The sequence below is a fragment of the Collimonas sp. genome (assembly GCF_035566375.1).
In the GTDB taxonomy this organism is placed as follows: Bacteria; Pseudomonadota; Gammaproteobacteria; order Burkholderiales; family Burkholderiaceae_D; genus Collimonas.
Genome location: NZ_DATMRK010000084.1, coordinates 88,396 through 107,147, shown reverse-complemented (window position 1 = coordinate 107,147; position 18,752 = coordinate 88,396). Strand labels below are relative to the sequence as shown.

Genomic DNA, 18,752 nt, shown 5'->3' with positions numbered 1-18,752 from the left:
ATTGCTGGGGTTTGTACTCCGTGGTCCGTCAAATGGGGTCAGAGTAATTTACGACGATGAAGCTGTCGTAAAAAAACTCTGACCCCATTTAACTGCGCATGACTTCGGTTTATCAGTCTTCGCGGCGCAGGTGCGGGAACAGGAGCACGTCGCGGATGTTTGGCGAGTCGGTAATCAGCATCATCAAGCGATCGATGCCGATGCCGCAACCGCCGGTTGGCGGCATGCCGTATTCCAGCGCGCGGATGTAGTCGGCGTCGAAAAACATGGCTTCTTCGTCGCCGGCGTCCTTGGCGGCAACCTGGGCCTGGAAGCGGGCGGCCTGGTCTTCCGAATCGTTCAACTCGGAGAAGCCGTTGGCGATTTCGCGGCCGGTGACGAACAGTTCGAAACGTTCGGTGATGCCGGGTACGGTATCGGAGGCGCGCGCCAGCGGCGATACTTCAACCGGATAGTCGACGATATAGGTCGGATCCCACAATTGCGCTTCAGCGGTCTCTTCAAACAGAGCCAGTTGCAAAGCACCGAGGCCGGCGTGAGCGTGCGGCTTGACGCCGAATTTTTTCAATTCAGCCTTGATGAACTCGGCATCCTGCAGCTGTGCGTCCTGGTACTGCGGCGCATATTTGTTGATGGCGCCGACAATCGTCAAGCGTTGGAACGGTTTGCTCAGATCCAGTTCACGCCCTTGATAAGTCAAAGTGGCAGTGCCGTGGGCATCGATCGCAGCCTGGCGGATTACCTGTTCGGTGAAGTTCATCAGCCATTGGTAATCGACGTAAGCCGCATAGAATTCCATCATCGTAAATTCCGGATTGTGGCGTGGCGAAACGCCTTCGTTACGGAAATTGCGATTGACTTCAAACACGCGTTCAAAACCGCCAACCACCAGGCGTTTCAGATACAGCTCAGGCGCGATGCGCAAGAACATCTGCATATCCAGCGCGTTGTGGTGGGTGATGAAGGGCTTGGCCGCAGCGCCGCCGGGGATGGCGTGCAACATCGGTGTTTCGACTTCCATGAAATCGTTTTTTTCCATGAAGCGGCGGATCGACGACATGGCAGCGGTGCGCACTTTGAAAGTGCGGCGCGTGTCTTCGTTGATGATCAGGTCGACGTAGCGCTGACGGTATTTTGTTTCCTGATCGGCCAGGCCGTGGAATTTATCCGGCAGCGGACGCAGCGATTTGGTCAGCAGACGCAAGGTGGTGACTTTGATCGACAGTTCGCCGGTCTTGGTCTTGAACAGCGTGCCTTCGGCGCCGATAATGTCGCCCAGATCGTAATGCTTGAAGTGGTCGTAATCGGCTTCGCCGATGTTTTCCTTGGTGATGAACAGCTGGATGCGGCCGTCGGCCTTGCTGCCCGAAGCATCCTGCAAAGTCGCGAAGGAAGCCTTGCCCATCACCCGTTTCAGCATCATGCGGCCGGCGACCACGACTTTGACCGCAGCGGCGTCCAGCGTCTCGTTTTCCTGCGCGGCATATTCAGCCTGGATGCTGGCAGCTTTATGCGTCGGCCGGAAATCGTTAGGGAAGGCCACGCCTTGGGCGCGCAAGGCGCCGAGCTTGATGCGGCGTTCCGCGATGATTTTATTTTCGTCTTGCGGGACAGGTTGTTGCTGATTGTCTGTCGTCATGTCAGTGTCTTTTTAAATGATGCGATGAAACGTCTGTGGTGCAGCTGAGAAGCTGGAGGGCATTGCCACGGACATCGCCCGTGGCATGGTTTGCAACCTGGTTTGTAACTTACACGCCTTGTTTGAGCGAGGCTGCGATGAAATCGTCAAGATCACCGTCGAGGATGGCCTTGGTATTGCCGCTCTCGAAGTTGGTGCGCAAATCCTTGATGCGCGATTGATCCAGCACATAAGAACGAATCTGGTGGCCCCAGCCGACATCGGTCTTGGAGTCTTCCAGTTTCTGCTGCTCGCTCATGCGCTTGCGCAATTCCAGTTCATACAGCTTGGCTTTCAGCATGTCCCACGCTTCGGCGCGGTTGCGGTGCTGGCTGCGGTCGTTCTGGCATTGGACCACGATGCCGGACGGCATATGCGTCAGACGCACTGCGGAGTCGGTCTTGTTGATGTGCTGACCGCCGGCGCCGGATGCGCGGTAAGTATCGACGCGGACATCGGCCGGGTTGACCTCGATATCGATCGAGTCATCCACTTCCGGATAGACGAACAAGCTGGAGAACGAGGTGTGGCGGCCGTTGGCGGAATCGAAAGGCGATTTCCGCACCAAACGATGGACACCGGTTTCGGTGCGCAGGAAACCGTAGGCGTATTCGCCCTCGACCTTGAGCGTGGCGGTCTTGATGCCGGCCACTTCACCGTCGGATTGTTCCAGGATGTCGACCTTGAAACCCTTGCGCTCGCAATAGCGCAAATACTGACGCAGCAGCATCGAGGCCCAGTCCTGCGCTTCGGTACCGCCGGCGCCGGCCTGGATATCGATAAAGCAGTTGTTGGGATCCATTGGATTGCTGAACATGCGGCGGAATTCCATACCCTCGACCAGCTTGCGCAGGCCCTCGGTATCGGCTTCGATCGCCTCAATGGTGTCTTCGTCCTGCTCTTCGCGCGCCATCTGGAACAGGTCGCTGGTGTCGCGCAGATCGGCTTCGATCTTGGTCAGCGTCAGCACGATGGCTTCCAGCGATTTCTTTTCCTTGCCCAGGTCCTGGGCGCGCTTCTGGTCATTCCAGACGTCCGGGTCTTCCAGTTCGCCGTTGACCTGGTCGAGTTTCTCTAACTTCGTATCGAAGTCAAAGATACCTCCGTAGTTCGGCTTCGCGGCTGGTCAGGTCCGCAAGCAGGTTTTGTAGGGAATTTAAGCGTTCGGCTTCCATTTTCGGCTCTTTTGCAATCAAACCCTAAATTATACGCCAGCGCCATGACAGATGGCGCTGGCGTTTGTGTTTTGCCCTTCTTTGGCGAGTTTTTTGCAATAAATATAGACAAATGTGAACCATTGCAACAAAGCGCACATCGAACCCGCAACTCTCTACAATGGATTGCGCGTTTGATAACTTACCTGCCGATTTACCTGCCGGGCCTTGCCGTATATGTTGATTATGTTCATGCCGATTAAGGCAAAAATCTATTGCCGCGATGCCGGTTTGCCATCGTTTTTGTTGATGGTCCCACTGTGTATGGCGCTTGGCGCTTGCGGCATGCTGGCGCCGACGCCGGCGCCGCATGGCGAGGTGCAGGGCGCCTCCACCAACGGCGCCGAGCTGGCGCAGTCCGACGTCAATCGCTTTGCCACCCTTGCCATGCGCGACAATCTGGATAGCCTGTACCGCTTGCTGGACAAACTGTATCGACGCAATCCAGCCGAATGGAAAAAGACCGCCAGCAGCCGGGAACTGGCGATCAAGCGCGTGCGCGACGCCATCGAAGCGCGCCAGCCGTGGCCGGAGCTGCAAGGCAAACATGACATACAAGCGTTGTCGCTGGCACTGGCTGCGGATTTCAGCGGCGACCGTGCAGCGGCTTTCATTTACGCCGCCGCCGACATGATCATCGTCGCCCATGGCGGTAAAACCAGGTTCTACCTGATCGACGGCTTCGACGCCCAATATCTGTACAACGCCGCCCGCAATATGGAGATCGCGTCATGGATACTCAACAGCCGGAAAAATCCTGCAGGCCAGCCCTTGCTGCTTTCCAATGACATCAGCGACAGCGAGCGCAACATCAGTTTTGAAAGAGAATTCGGCAAGATCATCGGCCGTATCGATTTACTGGCCGAGATGACGACCGAGAAATATAAACGTGCGGGTATCAGCTATCTGCAGAATCTGGTGGGCGGTACGTTCCTGCAGTTTTTGCCGGTACGCTAAGTCGCTGCGTTGCTGCGTTGCTGCGGCAGATCGCTTACGTTGATAGGGGAAGTTTCGCTATCAGGCGACTTCGAGTTCGACATGCACACGACGCCCAAGTGCTGCCGCAATGTTCACCAAAGCATCCAGGGAAAAGCGCGATACCCGGCCTCGCAAAAGATCGTTGACGCGCGGCTGGGTTACGCCGCAGTGGCTGGCGGCCTCAGTTTGCGTCCATGCGCTTTGTTTGACGATGTCGGCGATCTGTTGCATCAGTTCAGCCCTGGCGCGTAGATTCGCGGCTTGTTCCTGTGTGTTGGCAAGCGCATCCCATACGCTGGCGTAGCTTTCGATCTTGCTCATTTTCTACCTCTCATCAATTGCGCAAGGCGTTCCTTAGCAATCTCAATGTCGCGCCTGGCGGTGGCTTGCGTCTTCTTCTGGAAGGCGTGGAGTACATACACGGCATCGGCAATCCGGACAGTGTATATAACCCTGTAAATACCCGAATCGTCCCTTATCCTGATTTCTTCAACGCCCATGCCGATTGATGACATTGGCTTGAAGTCGTCTGGCTGCTTGCCCTTTTGCACTTTATCAAGTTGATAGCCGGCATCTTGTTTTGCATCCTCGGGAAATTCACGTAGGCATTTCAGCGAGTCGCCAAGGAAGCGCACCGGCTTCATGGTCTGATTATACTGGTTCGGATATAAATTGCAATTGGTGTGGATAGACATGGAATATTTGACTAAAGGTGCTAGCAGATAGCAGGCCAGGATGTCCTGTTTTGTCCGCATTATGTCTACCGGAAGCATTTCGCGATATTGGCTATCGGCTTAACATGAATTTAACGATGGCAATCCGGTTCCGGACTGCTCGTGGATGGAATGAGGTTTAAGCATGTTGAGCGTGGGAATATTGGTTTTCGACGATGTTGAAATTCTGGATTTTTCCGGTCCCTATGAAGTGTTTTCTACCGCCGCCCGGGTGCATGGCCGCAGCAATGGCAACCACGCGGCGGCAAATCTGTTCCAGTGTTTCCTGGTGGCGCCGAGCATGCGCCCGGTGCGCGCCCGAGGCGGCATGAAAGTGCTGCCGGATTGCGTGCTGTTGCCATCCTCCGAGCTTGACGTGCTGCTGGTGCCGGGCGGCGATGTTACTGCCATCCTCAATGACGACGCGGTGATCGCCTGGATTGCTGCGCAATCGCTGGCTGCGGTGATCACCGCTTCGGTCTGTACCGGCGCCTTCCTGCTGGCTAAGGCGGGTTTGCTGGATGGCCTGGATGTCACCACGCATTGGGAGGATCAGGACGATTTGCAGAGCAGCTTCCCGGCGCTGACAGTGAAGCGCGATGTGGCTTGGATCGATTGCGGTAAAGTGGTGACTTCCGGCGGCATTTCGGCAGGCGTCGACATGAGCCTGCATCTGGTCGAGCGGCTGGCCGGAGCCGCATTGGCCGCCGCCACTGCTAAACAGATGGAGTATCGATGGCTGCAATAGCCGACCACACAGGTGTCGAGGAAATCACCATCCCGGTCTATTTCCTGCTGCGTGACGCCACCATGGCGCTTGACCTGATCGGTCCGGCGGAGGTGCTGCGCTACGCCAACCGGATTGCCGAACGCGAGGGCCGGGCGAATTTTTTCGATGTGCGCTATATCAGCGCCGCCAGCAGCATCAGTACTTCCATCGGGCTCGGCTTGACCGGTTTTGATGGATTGCCACACAGCTTACCGGCCAACGCCATCCTGGTGCTCAACGGTTGCACCGGCAGCGACGACGATTTCAGCAGCGCCGCCGACCAAACCGCAGTGCGCTGGTTGCGCACCCACTGGAACGATTCGCATCGATTATTGTGCATTTGCACCGGCGCCTTGCTGGCCGGTTACGCCGGCTTGCTCGACGGCCGCCAATGCACCACCCATCACAGCCACTGCGACGATCTGCGACGCATTGCACCGCGTGCGCATGTATTGGAAAACCGGATTTTTGTCGAAGACCGCAATGTCTACACCAGCGCCGGCGTCACCACCGGCATCGATCTGGCCCTGCATGTGGTGGCGCAAATTACCGGTCACGCCCGCAGCGCATCGATTGCCCGTTCGCTGGTGGTGTACATGCGGCGCGCCGGCAGCGATCCGCAACTGTCGCCGTGGCTGGCTTGCCGCAATCATTTGCACCCCGCGGTGCATCGGGTGCAGGACGCGATCATCGGCAATCCCGCCAACGACTGGAATCTGCAGCAGCTGGCCGATATTGCCTGCACCAGCGAGCGGCATCTGACGCGCCTGTTTCGCGAGCATACCGGCAGCAGCCTGGTCGACTATATCCAGCGGATCCGGGTTGCACTGGCGCGCGAGTTGCTGACGCAATCGAAGCTGGATATGGAGCATGTGGCGCAACAGGCGGGATTTAATTCGACCCGCCAGTTGCGGCGGGTGTGGAGCAAGTTTGAGACCTTGCCGCCTAGCCGGCAGCGGTTGGCGGGGTGAGTCTTCGGGTGTTTACATCGCCTCCGCATGCTCCACCATCAACTGCACCTTGGTGACGCCGTTATATTCGTTGGCGTCCAGCCGGAAGGCGACCCTGGCCTTGGCGCCCAATTCATCGGTATGACCGAACCAGATAGCGTCGTAACGCGTGCCGTTTCTTTCCAGCGACAGCTTCAAATGTTTTTCTTTCAGGATGCGTTGGCTGACGACTCTGAATTCGTCGCAGAAAACCGGGGCGGCGAAGCCCTGGCCCCAGACCTGGGCGTCCATCAATTCGATGAAGCTGGTGGTGTAGTAGGCGTCTTCCAGCGGGCCGTCGGTTTCGATCACGCGCTCCAGCTGGCTTTGTCCGAGCCAGTCGCGGCCGACTTTTTCGAAGGCAGCGGCGAAGGCGTCGAAGGCGTCGGCGCGGATGGTGAGGCCGGCGGCCATTGCGTGGCCGCCGAATTTCTGGATCAGGCTGGGTGCGTGTTTGGAGACTAGGTCCAGCGCGTCGCGTAAATGGAAACCTGGGATCGAGCGGCCGGAACCTTTGATCAGGCCTTCGCTGCCGGGCGCGAACGTGATGGTCGGCCGATAAAATTTATCCTTCAGGCGCGAGGCGACGATGCCGATTACGCCCTGATGCCATGAGGCGTCGAAGACGCTGATGGTGGTGCTGTCCTGCGGTTTGAAATCGTCCAGCAGGGCCAGCGCGGTGTCTTGCATATCGGCTTCGATATCACGCCGTTCGCGGTTGATGGTGTCGAGCTGTTGGGCGATGGCCCAGGCGCGGCCTTCATCGTCGGTGGTCAGGCATTCGATGCCGAGCGCCATGTCGGCCAGGCGGCCGGCGGCGTTCAGCCGCGGGCCGAGCGCAAAACCGAGGTCGAACGGCGTGGCGCGGCGGGCTTCGCGGCCGGCGGCGCGGAATAACGCGGCGATACCGGCATGCATGCGGCCGGCGCGCATGCGCTTCAGGCCTTGCGCTACCAGGATGCGGTTGTTGGCGTCCAGCTTGACGACGTCGGCGACGGTGCCGAGCGCTACCAGATCCAGCAGTACGTCTAGTTTGGGCTGGCTCTGGGCGTCGAACACGCCGCGCCGGCGCAGCTCTGCACGCAGCGCCAGCAAGACATAAAACATGACGCCGACACCGGCCAGGTTTTTGCTGGGGAAGCCGCATTCGGGTTGGTTTGGATTGACGATGACTCTTGCTGCCGGCAGCGTATCTGCGGGTAAGTGGTGGTCGGTGACGACCACTTCGATGCCGCGCCGGTTAGCCTCGGCAACGCCGTCGATGCTGGCGATGCCGTTATCGACGGTGACGATGATGTCGGGCGATTTTTCGCGCGCGGTCAGCTCGACGATTTCCGGCGTCAGGCCGTAGCCGTATTCAAACCGGTTCGGTACGATGAAATCGATGTCCGCACCCAGCAGGCGCAGGCCGCGCAGGCCGACGGCGCAGGCGGTGGCGCCGTCGCAATCGTAGTCGGCAACGATCACCATTTTTTTCCTGGCGGCGATGGCGTCGGCCAGGAAGCTGGCAGCGGCGTCGATGTGCAGCAGGCCGGATGGTGGAATCAGGGCGTTCAGTTCGCTTTCCAGCTCCTTGGCATCGAGCAGGCCGCGCGCCGTATACACGCGCGCCAGGACCGGATGAATGCCGCTTTGGCGCAGCCGTTCAGAGTCGCGGAAGGAATAGGGGCGGGTAGTGATGCGGGTCATGGCAATAGGCTGGTGAGGGCCGGCTTCAACCAGAATTTCTTGAGCGAGAGCCGGCTGGTGGTTAATTCGAGCGTGTGTGTGTTGTCGCTAACGATCAGGGACAGACTGTCCAGCTGACGCTGTTGCATGGCTTGCAGCAATGGCGCGAAATATGCGCTTTCCAGGGTTTGCAACTGCTGCAGCCAGCTCGACCATTCGCCGGTGAGGGCAGGCTGGATCAACTGGTCCAGTACCAGCAGGCCATGCTCAGGTTTGGCGTCGATCACTTCGGCGATGGCGGCATCGGCGCGTGCAGTCCTGGCGTATTGGCCGAGGCCGGCGAAGCCGTCCGGCAAATTGAATACCTGGCGTTGGCCTTGGGTTGACGGCTGGGCGCTGGCGCCGCCCCATAGCCAGAGGGAGTTGACGCTTTGCCGTCCCTGCATTTCGCGGCGTTGGTTCAGCGGATGGGAAAACCACAGCATCTGCACTTCATTTTGCAATTTGCGCCAGGCTGGGGCGCCGTCGCCATGCGGCATCCAGATATCGATGTTGTGACCGCAGGTGGCGTCCGGGGTGGAGGTCAGCAGCCCTTGCCAGTCGTCGGCGCGCAGGAACCAGGTGTTGGCGTTGCCGTAGACCAGCATGCGGCCGGCCTCGGCGCACAGCGGCAGCGCGGCCTCGAACAATTCGCGCGAGTCGGTTTCGCTCAAGCCGATCTGGCGGATGTCGGTTAGCACCAGATGGTCGCGGGCGATGTGGATGTGGGCCGGATGCAATATAAACCAGACGCCTTCGTCAACACGCAAGCCCAATGCGCGCATGGCGGCGCAGGCGAGGGCAGGGCTGTTCTGGGCGTCCTGGCCGAATGGCGGCAGGGGAAATTGGGAAGCCAGCCACATTTCGTGCGGCAGGGCCCTGGCAAAATCGTCAAACTGGCGGCGCTGAGGGCCGCTTTTGCTGCGCGCCAGCAGCGTGGCAAGGGCCGGCAGTTTCAATTCACGCAATAAATCGCGCGCCAGTTCCGGCGGTGGCAGGCCGAATGGCAATAGGATAGTTAAATTACTCATGGCGCGATTGTAGGGCATCCCGGGATGGAGGGGAAATTCGCGCTGGCCGGCGCTCGGCTTTCAGCGCGCTTAACAAACGCAGCTAACTGGGGTCAGAGTGAACTTTCTGCGCGCTTTTTGCAGAAACTTCACTCTGACCCCACTTAGCGGGCCACGGAGTAGCTACCTCATCGATAGAAAGAACAAAACCGCATGGCGCGCTTTGTCTCTCTCCGAATCCGTCATGTGGGGGGCAGAGTCAAGTTTCGCGATGAAGCTCTGCGAAAGTTGACTCTGACCCCAGATGACTCTTGCCGTGGCGATGTCATGAATGATGAAACTCTCATTAGTCCAGCTTTTTCAGCTCCGCTGCCAGGTCATTGGCTGACAATGGCAGATGGCGACGATCCGCCGCGATGGCTTTTTGTCCAGCGGGGGATAATGCCGTCTTCAGGTAATTTTTGAGCGCCTCATCCAGCGCCTGGCCGGGTGCCCGGTTGATATACAACTGCAGATACACCGACAGCGGATAACTGCCTGCGGCGACATTTTCACTTGTCGGCGTGACGGCAGCGGCGCCTTCGGCTGGCGCTAACGGCAAGATGCGTAGCGCTGCCGACATCGGAACAGTGTCGGTCGGACCCAGCAAAGCAATCCCGTAAGGATCATCGGCGACCGCCGCTAGTACTGCCTGCGGGTTGTCGAGCGCTTCGTAGTGCGCAGCAAAGGGATGTTTGCCCAGGTGTCCGGTACGCAATACCGTGGCGCTGCCGCCATCGTCGCGCAAACCGTACAAATGAATGCGTCGTTGTTGCCAGCCATCTTTAAGTCCTAGTTGCGACCAGAAATTGATGTTGCCGGCCGCTGCGCCGGCAGTAAATACCTGGGCCAGCTGCTGCATGTTCAGATGGGGCAAGGGATTACGCTGGTTGACGTAGACGGCGGGCGCTCGTTGCCCAAAACCGGCGTAGCCGATGCGGATCAGGAATGGCGGATAGCCCCAGACCTGGCGGAATGCGGCGATTTCGGCAGAGCTTGCCTCATGTGTGACTACTGCCACGGAGGCAGCGCCGGCGGTTAACGCAGGCAGGCCGGTCGACGAACCCTTGAGCGTCAGGTCGACAGGCGTTGCCGGATGCGTTTGGGAAAACATGGCGTTGAACTGCTTGAGCAGATCAGTCATGCCATCGGCGCCGGCCACGGTTACAGCGGATGCGCTGCGGCGCTGCGCGCCAGCGCCGGTGCCTGCAGCGAAGCCGTCCAGCTTGCGCAATTCAGCGCGGACTTCCGCCGCCGATAAGGGAATATAGCCGCCGGCCTGGCTGGCGATGATTTCCTGGCCCTGGCGCGACAACACCAAGCGCAGGTATTCCCTGGCGACCGGATCCAGCGCTTGCCCTGGATCACGGCGCAAATAGAAATATACATAGCGGCCGTAAGGGTAGACGCCGGATGCCACATCCTGGCGGCTGCCGCGTGTCTCGCTGCGGCCATCCGCGGCGACGATGGCAAGCTGCCTGAGCGCAGCGTTTTCATGACCGATGGCGGCAAAGGCAATCCCGGCCGGATCCTGTTCCAGCCGTTTCAGGATGGCTTCGGTGCTGCCCCATTGTTCGTACGCCGGCGTAAAGGCGCGTCCCTGCAACTGCTCGGACTGCATATACGTGCCCATGCCGGTATATTCAGGCGTGCCGAAAGGATGAATCGCCCGCTCCTTCCAGACGCCGCCAGCGCCCAGCTGGCCCCAATGCGAAAGATCGCCTTGCGGATTGCCGTTGCTGAATATGCGCGCCACCTGGCTTGCGCTCAGGCGCTCGATCGGATTGGCGCGATTGACGTAGATGCCGATCGAATACGACATCTCTTGTCGGGCATCGTCGGAGGTGCGGGCGACGCGAATTTCCAGCGGCGCGGCACCGACTTCTTTTTCATAGGCTTGCAACTCGGCCGCATTGGCCGTGCGGCCCATCGGGCCGAACAGCATGCGGCCATAGCTCAGCAGCGGCATGGTGGCGGTGGTGCCTTTGGCGTGATCGGCAAAGCGCATACCTGGGTGGCTGCTGGTGAACAGGGCGTTGAAACGATCGATGATGAATTGCGCATGTTCTGCGCCGCCGATGCGGATCGCGCCGTGCTCATCGAGATAGCTGGCCTGGGCCGGCAAGTCCACGCTGTGTGCTTGATACTCGGGCAAGGCCTCATCCTGCGCCAGCGCAGCAAATGCTGTGGTGGCCAGGAAGAATAAGGCGCAGCCCAGCGCTGCAGTTGAAGATAGACGCATGCCATCCATCCTCAGAAATTCAGCTTGGCGTTGAGCGTCAACTCGCGGCCGGCGCCGATGTTGACGAACGGCGTGCCGCTGCAGCAGCTGGCGGTGTAGTAAGTCGAATCGAAAATATTCTTGATATTGAATTGCCAGTCTACCGATTGACCGCCGATCAGCGTGTTCCAGGAGACGAAGGCATCCATCACACGGCCATAGGGCAAGTGGTAGACCTTGCCGCTGCCGTCGCCCACCGGCAAGCTGCTGAACACGCGGGCGCCGGCGCCGGCTCTGACGCGGCCTTCGACCGGGCCGAGGCGCGCCATGCCGAAATCACGCGTCAGATATAGCGACGCCGCATGCTTCGGCGTGTTGGGCAAGGGATTTCCGGCCAGCTTGGGATCGTCGGCGTAGCGCGCCTCGGTGTAGGCGTAGCTGCCGACCAGGCTCAGATTCTGGCTGAGGCGGCCGTTGGCGTCCAGCTCGATGCCGCGCGAGCGGGCCTTGCCGGCATTGCGGGTGTAGTTGATCCCGCCTATGGTTTCGGTGGTCTGGATGTTGCGCTTTTGGATGTCGAATAAGGCCAGTGTCGCGGTCAGGTTTTCGGTCTCCAGTTTCGAGCCGATTTCATAACCCTTGGCCAGCTCCGGCGGCAATGTGCCGATGGGCGTGGCAATCGAAGTATTGGGTTTGAACGATTCGCTGTAGCTGGCATACATCGACCAGTCGGGCGCCAGTTTGTAGACCAGGCCGGCGCGCGGTGTGGTGCGTCCTGCGGTGACCTTGCTGCCGACAATGAAAGGACGGCCTTTGCCGGTCAATTCATTGAAATATTCATAGCGCGCTCCGGCCAGCAAGATCCAGCGCTCATCAAGATGCATAGAGTCCTGGACAAACACGCCGCGCGAAATCAGCTTGTCGGTCTGATCGCTGTCGGCCGCGCTGATCTTACTGCCGGCCTGTGTCAACCGGCCGTAGACCGGATTGTAGATATTGAACTGGCTGTTGCTGGGGCCGCGGTAAAGATCGGCCAGCACCCGGTAGTTGCGCATATAGTCGACGCCGCCGACGATATCGTGCCGGATCTCGCCCCAGCGCAATTTACCTTCCAGATTCAAGGTCAGCGTATGCGCTGATTGCACACCGTTCTGGGTTGCATCAACGCGCCGGGTGGCGACGCCGCTGGCGTAGTTGACCGACAGCACGCGCGCCTGCCAGTCGTTGTAGTAACTGCGGCTGAAGCCGTAGCCGCCGTGCAGCGTCCAGTCGGCGTTGAGCTTGTGGTCGAAACGCAGGTTGACGGCGTCGGAACGGCCGGCCGAGACGTTGTAGGCTTCGTCGAAGCGGCGTTCCTTGGGTACCGCCACCGGATTACCACTGCGCGGATCGATGACGGTGCCGCGGTCTATCGGCACCGAATAGTTCATGTGCTCGTAGGTGAACGATAGTGTGGTGTCGCGGCCGTACCAGGCCAGCGATGGCGCCACCACGGATTGTGTGGTTTCGCCGAAGTCGCGCCAGTAGTTGTTGCGCTGGTGATCGGCGATCAAGCGGTACGCCAGCCCGGAATCGCCGAGCGGCCCGGTCAGGTCGATCTGTTCGCTGACGCCACCGTAGCTGGAGCCGCCAAGCGTTATCGAACGCTGGCTTTCCAGCAGCGGTTTCTTGCTGATGACGTTGATCACGCCGCCCGGATCCATGCTGCCATACAGCATGGACGACGGCCCTTTCAACACTTCGATGCGCTCCGTGGTCGGGGTGAAATTGCGCGGCTGCACCGACAGCATGCCGTCGCGCAGCATGGAATTGTCGCGGTTATCGCCGAAGCCGCGTTTGATGATCGCATCCAGGGTGCCGCCTAGCGTATTGCCCATGCGCACGCCGGATACGGTGTCCAGCGATTCGGCCAGGCTGCCCGGCTGGCGGTCTTGCAGGAACTGCGAAGTCACGACGCTGACCGCTTGCGGCACGTCGATCAGGGCGGCGTCGCTGCGGCTGGCGATTGAAGCGCGCTTTGCCTGATAGCCGTTTTCCGCCTGGGCGGAGTTATTCCGGTCAGCCTTGACGGAAACCGTAGGCAGCACATTTTCGCTGGCTGCGGCGGTTGTTTGTGTTTGTACGTCGGCGGCGATTGCGCCATGCGTCAACATGGCTGAACAGATTCCCACTAGTTGCTTTTTCAAAACTTGATCCTCACCCGATGATTGCTTATTTATTGATAGTTTGTTTTTAATAATGGGCGTCATTATATACAAATGATAATCATTCGCAATAAAAGGAGTTGGGAAATATGGCCGTGAACTGAGCCGGGCCGCTCTCAGCAGCCCGCAACATAGCTCTGTAGAATCGACGAATGCAAGTTCAGCCGGCAACCCGGATTTTCGAAGAGACATCGTTTAAGGGAACAATCAGTCATGAGTTATCACGCATCAAGCAAGCGTTACGACAACATGCAATACCGATTCTGTGGCCGCAGCGGCCTCAAGCTGCCCTTGTTGTCGATGGGGCTCTGGCATAACTTCGGCGATACCACCTCGCTGGCGCGGCAACGGGAAATGGTGCATACCGCTTTCGATCTGGGCATTACCCACTTCGACCTGGCAAATAATTACGGGCCGCCGTACGGCAGCGCTGAAACCAATTTCGGCCGCATCCTGAAAGAAGACCTGCGGCCTTATCGGGACGAGCTGATCATTTCGTCCAAGGCCGGCTGGGACATGTGGCCGGGGCCGTATGGACAGGGCGGCGGTTCGCGCAAATACGTGCTGGCCAGCCTTGACCAGAGCCTGCAGCGGCTGGGCCTGGACTATGTCGATATCTTTTATTCGCATCGCTTCGATCCGGAAACGCCGCTGGAAGAAACCATGAGCGCGCTGGCGACAGCGGTGCAACAAGGCAAGGCCTTGTATGTCGGCGTCTCGTCTTACTCACCGGCCAAGACTGCCGAAGCCGCCAAGCTGTTGCGCGAGTGGAAAGTGCCATGCCTGATTCATCAGCCGTCCTACAACATGTTCAATCGCTGGATCGAACAAGGTTTGCTGGATACCTTGGAACAGGAAGGCATGGGTTGCATTACTTTTACCGCCCTGGCGCAGGGGCTGCTGAGCGATAAATACCTGGACGGCGTGCCGCAGGATTCGCGGATTAATCGCGAGGGCGGCGGTTCCTTGCAACAGGCGCATCTGAGCCCGGAAAACCTGGTGCGGGTGCGTGCCCTCAACGAGATCGCCAAGACCCGCGGCCAGAGCCTGGCGCAGATGGCGCTGGCCTGGGTATTGCGTGATCCGCGCGTGACCACGACCTTGATCGGCGCCAGCAGCCCGGCCCAGATCCGGGAAAACGTGGCGGCCTTGCAACGCCTGGATTTTACGGCGGAGGAGTTGGCCGCCATCGACGTCCAGGCCAAAGAGGGCGGCATCAATCTGTGGGAAGGTTCTTCAAACGGCTAAGGTGGCTACCGGGCGCTTTTGAGAACTGCCGTTAGCAGATATAAAAACGGGCGCCAGCGGCGCCCGTTTCTTTTTCTTTTTGTTCTGTTTTTTCTTCTTCTCCCTGATTCGCCGCTAAACGAAAACTGCTGCTTGCTGCTGCATCGACGCCGCCAGCAAGGCGGCCGGAACCGGCGTCTGCTGACGGCGTTCGGTACTTGGCGCAACGCTGAATACCTCACGATAGGTTTTGCTGAAATGGCAGGCTGACTGGAAGCCGCAGGCAACCGTGATGCTGAGTATCGACATATCGGTCTGGCGCAGCAACTCCCTGGCTTTACGCAGGCGCAGCGTCAGGTAGTAATGGGTCGGCGACATGCCCATGTGTTCCTTGAACATGCGCTGCAACTGGCGCGGCGACGAGTTTGACAAATGCGCCAGTTCATCCAGCGACAAGGGCTCCTCTATGTTCGCTTCCATCAGCGACACCACCTCAACCATGGCTGGCCGGGCGGACGTCATGCGTACCGTCAGCGGCACGCGCTGCTGGTCTTTGTGGTCGCGCACATGTTCCAGGATAAATTGATCGGCGATCGCGGCAATCGTGGTTTTGCCGACCTGGCTTGAAATCAGATTCAACATCATGTCCAGCGGCGCAATGCCGCCGGTGCAAGTGATGCGGTCGCGGTCCACCACAAACAGATCGGGTGCGAAGGTAATCGCGGGATAAGCGCTTTTTAGCGCCGACAGGTTTTCCCAGTGCGTGGCGCAGGTGTAGCCATCCAGCAGGCCGGCCTTGGCCAGGGCGAAGGCGCCGGTACACAAGCTGCCCAAGGTGATTCCCTGTTGCGCCAGATGTTGCAGCAAGCCCAGCGTGGCGGAGTTGATCGCGGCTGCGGTGTCGGTGCCGCCGCAGACGAAAACGACATCGGCTGCATTATCGGCGGCAATGCATTGGTCGGCCCGGATGGTGGTCACGGACAGGCCGTTGCTGGCCATCACCGGGCCGCCTTCAGGGCTGACGACGGACCAGCGGTACAGGTTTTTCCCTTCCAGGTAATTGGCCATCCTCAACACTTCGATAGCATTTGAAAATGCCAGCATCGTAAAGTTGTTGAGCGGCATGAAAGCAAAATGGGTGAAGGAAGAAGCGCTTTTAGACATGACCTGCTCCGTTGGCAAACATCAGCGATGGACAATGTAACGTTGAAACGACTGAACAACAAATGCTTTCGGTTGTGCGTCGCAATAAGCATGCCAAGCTGACCAGATGATTTATTTTCAACGGCCGCGACCGCAAAAAAGGGGGCGCACGCAGGCGTCCATAGGTGGGCGGATTTCATTTTTCACACCGCCGTTTGCAGCGTATTCAACGCAGGTTTCGGCGGCCGTGCTGACGCAAAAACGAGACAGCAGCGATCCCGGTTTTTGTGCATGTGATCCATTTCGGCGCAAACCGCCAGCCGCTTTGCGTCATCGCGCCTGATCCAGCGGCCCCCTCTGCCAACCGCGCCTGCCAAAAAATGACAGCAATGTCGCAAATTGAAAGGTTCCCGTCAGATCGAATCAATAGCGGGCAGGGGCTTGCGACAAGAATGATGTCAAGCAGAGGGCCATCCCGATTCCGATTTTGATTCTGATTCAAGGCGTACTACGCAATCTTGCATTCTTATTTTTCTGGACATATAAAAATGACACTTCCTGCATTTTCCCAATCGCTGGCCGAACGCGACGCCCCGGTCAAGAAAGCCATCGGCCTGGAGTTGGAGCGCCAGCAAAACCAGATTGAAATGATCGCCTCGGAAAACATCGTTTCGCGCGCGGTACTGGAGGCGCAGGGATCGGTGCTGACTAACAAATATGCCGAAGGTTATCCGGGCAAGCGCTACTACGGCGGTTGCGAATTCGTCGATCAGGTGGAAACCCTGGCGCTGGAAAGAGTCAAGCAATTGTTCGGCGCTAAATATGCCAACGTACAGCCGCATTCCGGCGCCCAAGCCAACGGCGCCGTCATGCTGGCGCTGGTCAAGCCGGGCGATACCGTGCTCGGCATGTCGCTCGACGCCGGCGGCCATCTGACCCACGGCGCACGGCCGGCGATGTCGGGTAAATGGTTCAATGCAGTGCAGTATGGCGTCAATCGCGATACCTATCTGATCGACTACGACGAGGTGGAAGCCCTGGCCAAGCTGCACAAGCCGCGCTTGATCATCGCCGGTTATTCGGCCTATCCGCGCCAGCTCGATTTCGCCCGTTTCCGCGCCATTGCCGATAGTGTCGATGCCTTGCTGATGGTCGACATGGCGCACATCGCCGGCTTGGTGGCAACCGGCCATCATCCGAGCCCGGTGCCGCATGCGCATGTGGTCACTTCGACCACCCACAAGACTTTGCGCGGCCCGCGTGGCGGCTTTGTGCTGACCAACGACGAAGACATTGCCAAGAAAATCAATTCGGCGGTTTTCCCTGGATTGCAGGGCGGGCCCTTGATGCATGTGATCGCAGGTAAAGCAGTCGCTTTCGGCGAAGCGCTGCAACCGGAATTCAAGCAATACATCGGCAATGTGGTGGCTAACGCCAAAGCCTTGGGCGAAGTGCTGCTGGCGGGCGGGGTTGACCTGGTCACCGGCGGTACAGAAAACCATCTGCTGCTGGTGGACTTGCGGCCGAAGGGATTGAAAGGCACACAAGTGGAACATGCGCTGGAGCGCGCCGGGATTACCTGCAACAAGAACGGCATCCCGTTCGATACCGAAAAACCTACCGTTACTTCTGGTATCCGGCTGGGCACCCCGGCTGGCACCGCACGCGGCTTTGGGATTGACGAGTTCCGTACCATCGGCCGCCTGACTGTGGAGATTTTCGATGCGCTGGCGCGCAAGCCTGAGGGCGACGCCGAAGTCGAGCAAAAGGTACTGGCCGAAGTGCATGCGCTGTGCAAGCGCTTCCCGATTTATTGAGGAGTAGAGCATGAGCAATCTGCATCAGCAAAGCCTGGTCATCGACGGCTTGAATATCTCCAAGTGGGAGCGGCCGGTATTCGAAGACATGAAGAAGGGCGGCCTGAGCGCCGTCAACTGCACCATTTCGGTATGGGAGAATTTCCAGGGCACGGTCGGCAACGTGGTCGACATGAAAAACCTGATCCGCGACAACGCCGATCTGCTGACCCTGGTGCGCGGCGTCGACGATATCAAGCGAGCCAAGACGGAAGGCCGTACCGGCGTCATCCTGGGTTTCCAGAACGCCCACGCGTTTGAAGACAATCTCGGTTACATCGAAGTGTTCGCCGAGCTGGGGGTGCGGGTGGTGCAGCTTTGCTACAACACTCAGAACCTGATCGGCACCGGTTGTTATGAACGCGATGGCGGTTTGTCCGGCTTTGGCCGCGAGGTGATTGAAGAAATGAACCGAGTCGGCATCATGGTCGATCTGTCGCATGTCGGCGGCAATACTTCCACCGAGGCGATCCTGGCGTCGAGGAAACCGGTTTGTTATTCGCACTGCCTGCCGTCCGGCCTGAAACAGCATCCGCGCAACAAGAGCGATGAGCAATTGAAGTTCATCGCCGATCACGGCGGCTTCATCGGCGTCACCATGTTCCCGCCTTTCCTCAAGCGCGGCAGCAACGCCAATGTCGACGACTACGTTGAAGCCTTCGACTACATCATCAATCTGGTCGGCGACGATTGCGTCGGCATCGGCACTGATTTCACGCAAGGCTACGGCAAGCCCTTCTTCGAATGGCTGACGCACGACAAGGGCCGCCATCGCCGCCTGACCGATTTTGGCACGGTGATCAATCCGGAAGGCTTCCGCACCATCGGCGATTTCCCCAACCTGACCACGGCCATGGAACGCGCCGGCTGGAAAGAAAGCCGCATACGCAAAGTGCTGGGCGAGAACTGGCTGCGGGTGTTTGGCGAAGTCTGGAACGCTTGAAAATTGTTGCCGCGTATTGCCGCTTACTGCTGCTGCCAGCGAAGACTGTAGAAAAATACTG

Annotated in this window: 15 protein-coding genes; 6 read left to right on the top strand and 9 right to left on the bottom strand. The window is 58.9% G+C overall.

What is annotated here, in order from left to right:
* Window positions 1–112: 112 nt before the first annotated feature.
* Window positions 113–1,639: a lysine--tRNA ligase gene (lysS, locus tag VNZ60_RS24840; RefSeq protein ID WP_325664023.1), complete on the bottom strand. Its 1,527-nt coding sequence runs from the start codon at window positions 1,637–1,639 to the stop codon at window positions 113–115.
* Window positions 1,640–1,748: 109 nt separating this feature from the next.
* A protein-coding gene (gene prfB, locus VNZ60_RS24835) for a peptide chain release factor 2 (protein WP_325664021.1) occupies window positions 1,749–2,853 on the bottom strand; the annotation gives its coding sequence in 2 pieces (ribosomal slippage) (window positions 1,749–2,771 and window positions 2,773–2,853; 1,104 coding nt in all).
* A 231-nt stretch (window positions 2,854–3,084) separates the two neighbouring features.
* On the opposite strand from prfB, the gene VNZ60_RS24830 reads away from it, so the two are divergent.
* Window positions 3,085–3,849 (top strand): hypothetical protein, encoded by a 765-nt coding sequence (locus VNZ60_RS24830; protein ID WP_414648972.1) that lies wholly within the window; start codon window positions 3,085–3,087, stop codon window positions 3,847–3,849.
* A gap of 60 nt (window positions 3,850–3,909) precedes the next feature.
* Here the strand turns inward: VNZ60_RS24830 and VNZ60_RS24825 are convergent, their stop codons facing one another.
* Both VNZ60_RS24825 and VNZ60_RS24820 read right to left on the bottom strand, forming a co-directional pair.
* Window positions 3,910–4,191, bottom strand: a complete 282-nt coding sequence (locus VNZ60_RS24825) for a helix-turn-helix domain-containing protein (protein WP_325664019.1) — start codon at window positions 4,189–4,191, stop codon at window positions 3,910–3,912.
* Window positions 4,188–4,565 carry a type II toxin-antitoxin system RelE/ParE family toxin gene (locus VNZ60_RS24820; protein WP_325664017.1) on the bottom strand — a complete coding sequence of 126 codons (378 nt, stop codon included), beginning with the start codon at window positions 4,563–4,565 and terminating at the stop codon, window positions 4,188–4,190. The genes VNZ60_RS24825 and VNZ60_RS24820 overlap by 4 nt, the downstream gene beginning before the upstream one ends.
* Window positions 4,566–4,728: 163 nt before the next feature.
* Between VNZ60_RS24820 and VNZ60_RS24815 the strand changes: the two genes are divergently transcribed.
* Entirely contained in the window at window positions 4,729–5,331 is a 603-nt protein-coding gene (locus VNZ60_RS24815; protein ID WP_325664015.1) for a DJ-1/PfpI family protein, read from the top strand.
* Window positions 5,319–6,323, top strand: coding sequence for a GlxA family transcriptional regulator (locus VNZ60_RS24810; protein ID WP_325664013.1), 1,005 nt, complete (start codon window positions 5,319–5,321; stop codon window positions 6,321–6,323). Before VNZ60_RS24815 ends, VNZ60_RS24810 begins: the two co-directional genes overlap by 13 nt.
* A gap of 12 nt (window positions 6,324–6,335) precedes the next feature.
* Here VNZ60_RS24810 and recJ read toward each other — a convergent pair whose 3' ends face one another.
* The 4 genes from recJ to VNZ60_RS24790 all read right to left on the bottom strand — a co-directional run bounded on the left by recJ (window position 6,336) and on the right by VNZ60_RS24790 (window position 13,504).
* Complete coding sequence (recJ, locus tag VNZ60_RS24805) at window positions 6,336–8,030, bottom strand: single-stranded-DNA-specific exonuclease RecJ (RefSeq protein WP_325664012.1); 1,695 nt, start codon at window positions 8,028–8,030, stop codon at window positions 6,336–6,338.
* A complete protein-coding gene (locus tag VNZ60_RS24800; RefSeq protein WP_325664010.1) occupies window positions 8,027–9,079 on the bottom strand; it encodes a hypothetical protein in 1,053 nt (350 codons plus the stop codon). The genes recJ and VNZ60_RS24800 overlap by 4 nt, the downstream gene beginning before the upstream one ends.
* A gap of 325 nt (window positions 9,080–9,404) precedes the next feature.
* Complete coding sequence (locus tag VNZ60_RS24795) at window positions 9,405–11,339, bottom strand: PstS family phosphate ABC transporter substrate-binding protein (protein ID WP_325664008.1); 1,935 nt, start codon at window positions 11,337–11,339, stop codon at window positions 9,405–9,407.
* Between the two features lie 11 nt (window positions 11,340–11,350).
* The gene (locus tag VNZ60_RS24790; RefSeq protein WP_325664006.1) at window positions 11,351–13,504 is read right to left on the bottom strand and encodes a TonB-dependent siderophore receptor; all 2,154 of its coding nucleotides are present in this window, start codon (window positions 13,502–13,504) and stop codon (window positions 11,351–11,353) included.
* Between the two features lie 231 nt (window positions 13,505–13,735).
* Here VNZ60_RS24790 and mgrA point away from each other — a divergent pair, with 231 nt between their 5' ends.
* Window positions 13,736–14,770 (top strand): L-glyceraldehyde 3-phosphate reductase, encoded by a 1,035-nt coding sequence (gene mgrA, locus VNZ60_RS24785; protein ID WP_325664004.1) that lies wholly within the window; start codon window positions 13,736–13,738, stop codon window positions 14,768–14,770.
* 114 nt (window positions 14,771–14,884) lie between these two features.
* Here mgrA and VNZ60_RS24780 read toward each other — a convergent pair whose 3' ends face one another.
* Complete coding sequence (locus VNZ60_RS24780; RefSeq protein ID WP_325664002.1) at window positions 14,885–15,913, bottom strand: GlxA family transcriptional regulator; 1,029 nt, start codon at window positions 15,911–15,913, stop codon at window positions 14,885–14,887.
* Between the two features lie 527 nt (window positions 15,914–16,440).
* On the opposite strand from VNZ60_RS24780, the gene VNZ60_RS24775 reads away from it, so the two are divergent.
* Window positions 16,441–17,709 (top strand): serine hydroxymethyltransferase, encoded by a 1,269-nt coding sequence (locus VNZ60_RS24775; RefSeq protein WP_325664000.1) that lies wholly within the window; start codon window positions 16,441–16,443, stop codon window positions 17,707–17,709.
* 10 nt (window positions 17,710–17,719) lie between these two features.
* The gene (locus tag VNZ60_RS24770) at window positions 17,720–18,691 is read left to right on the top strand and encodes a dipeptidase (RefSeq protein WP_325663999.1); all 972 of its coding nucleotides are present in this window, start codon (window positions 17,720–17,722) and stop codon (window positions 18,689–18,691) included.
* Window positions 18,692–18,752 lie beyond the last annotated feature (61 nt).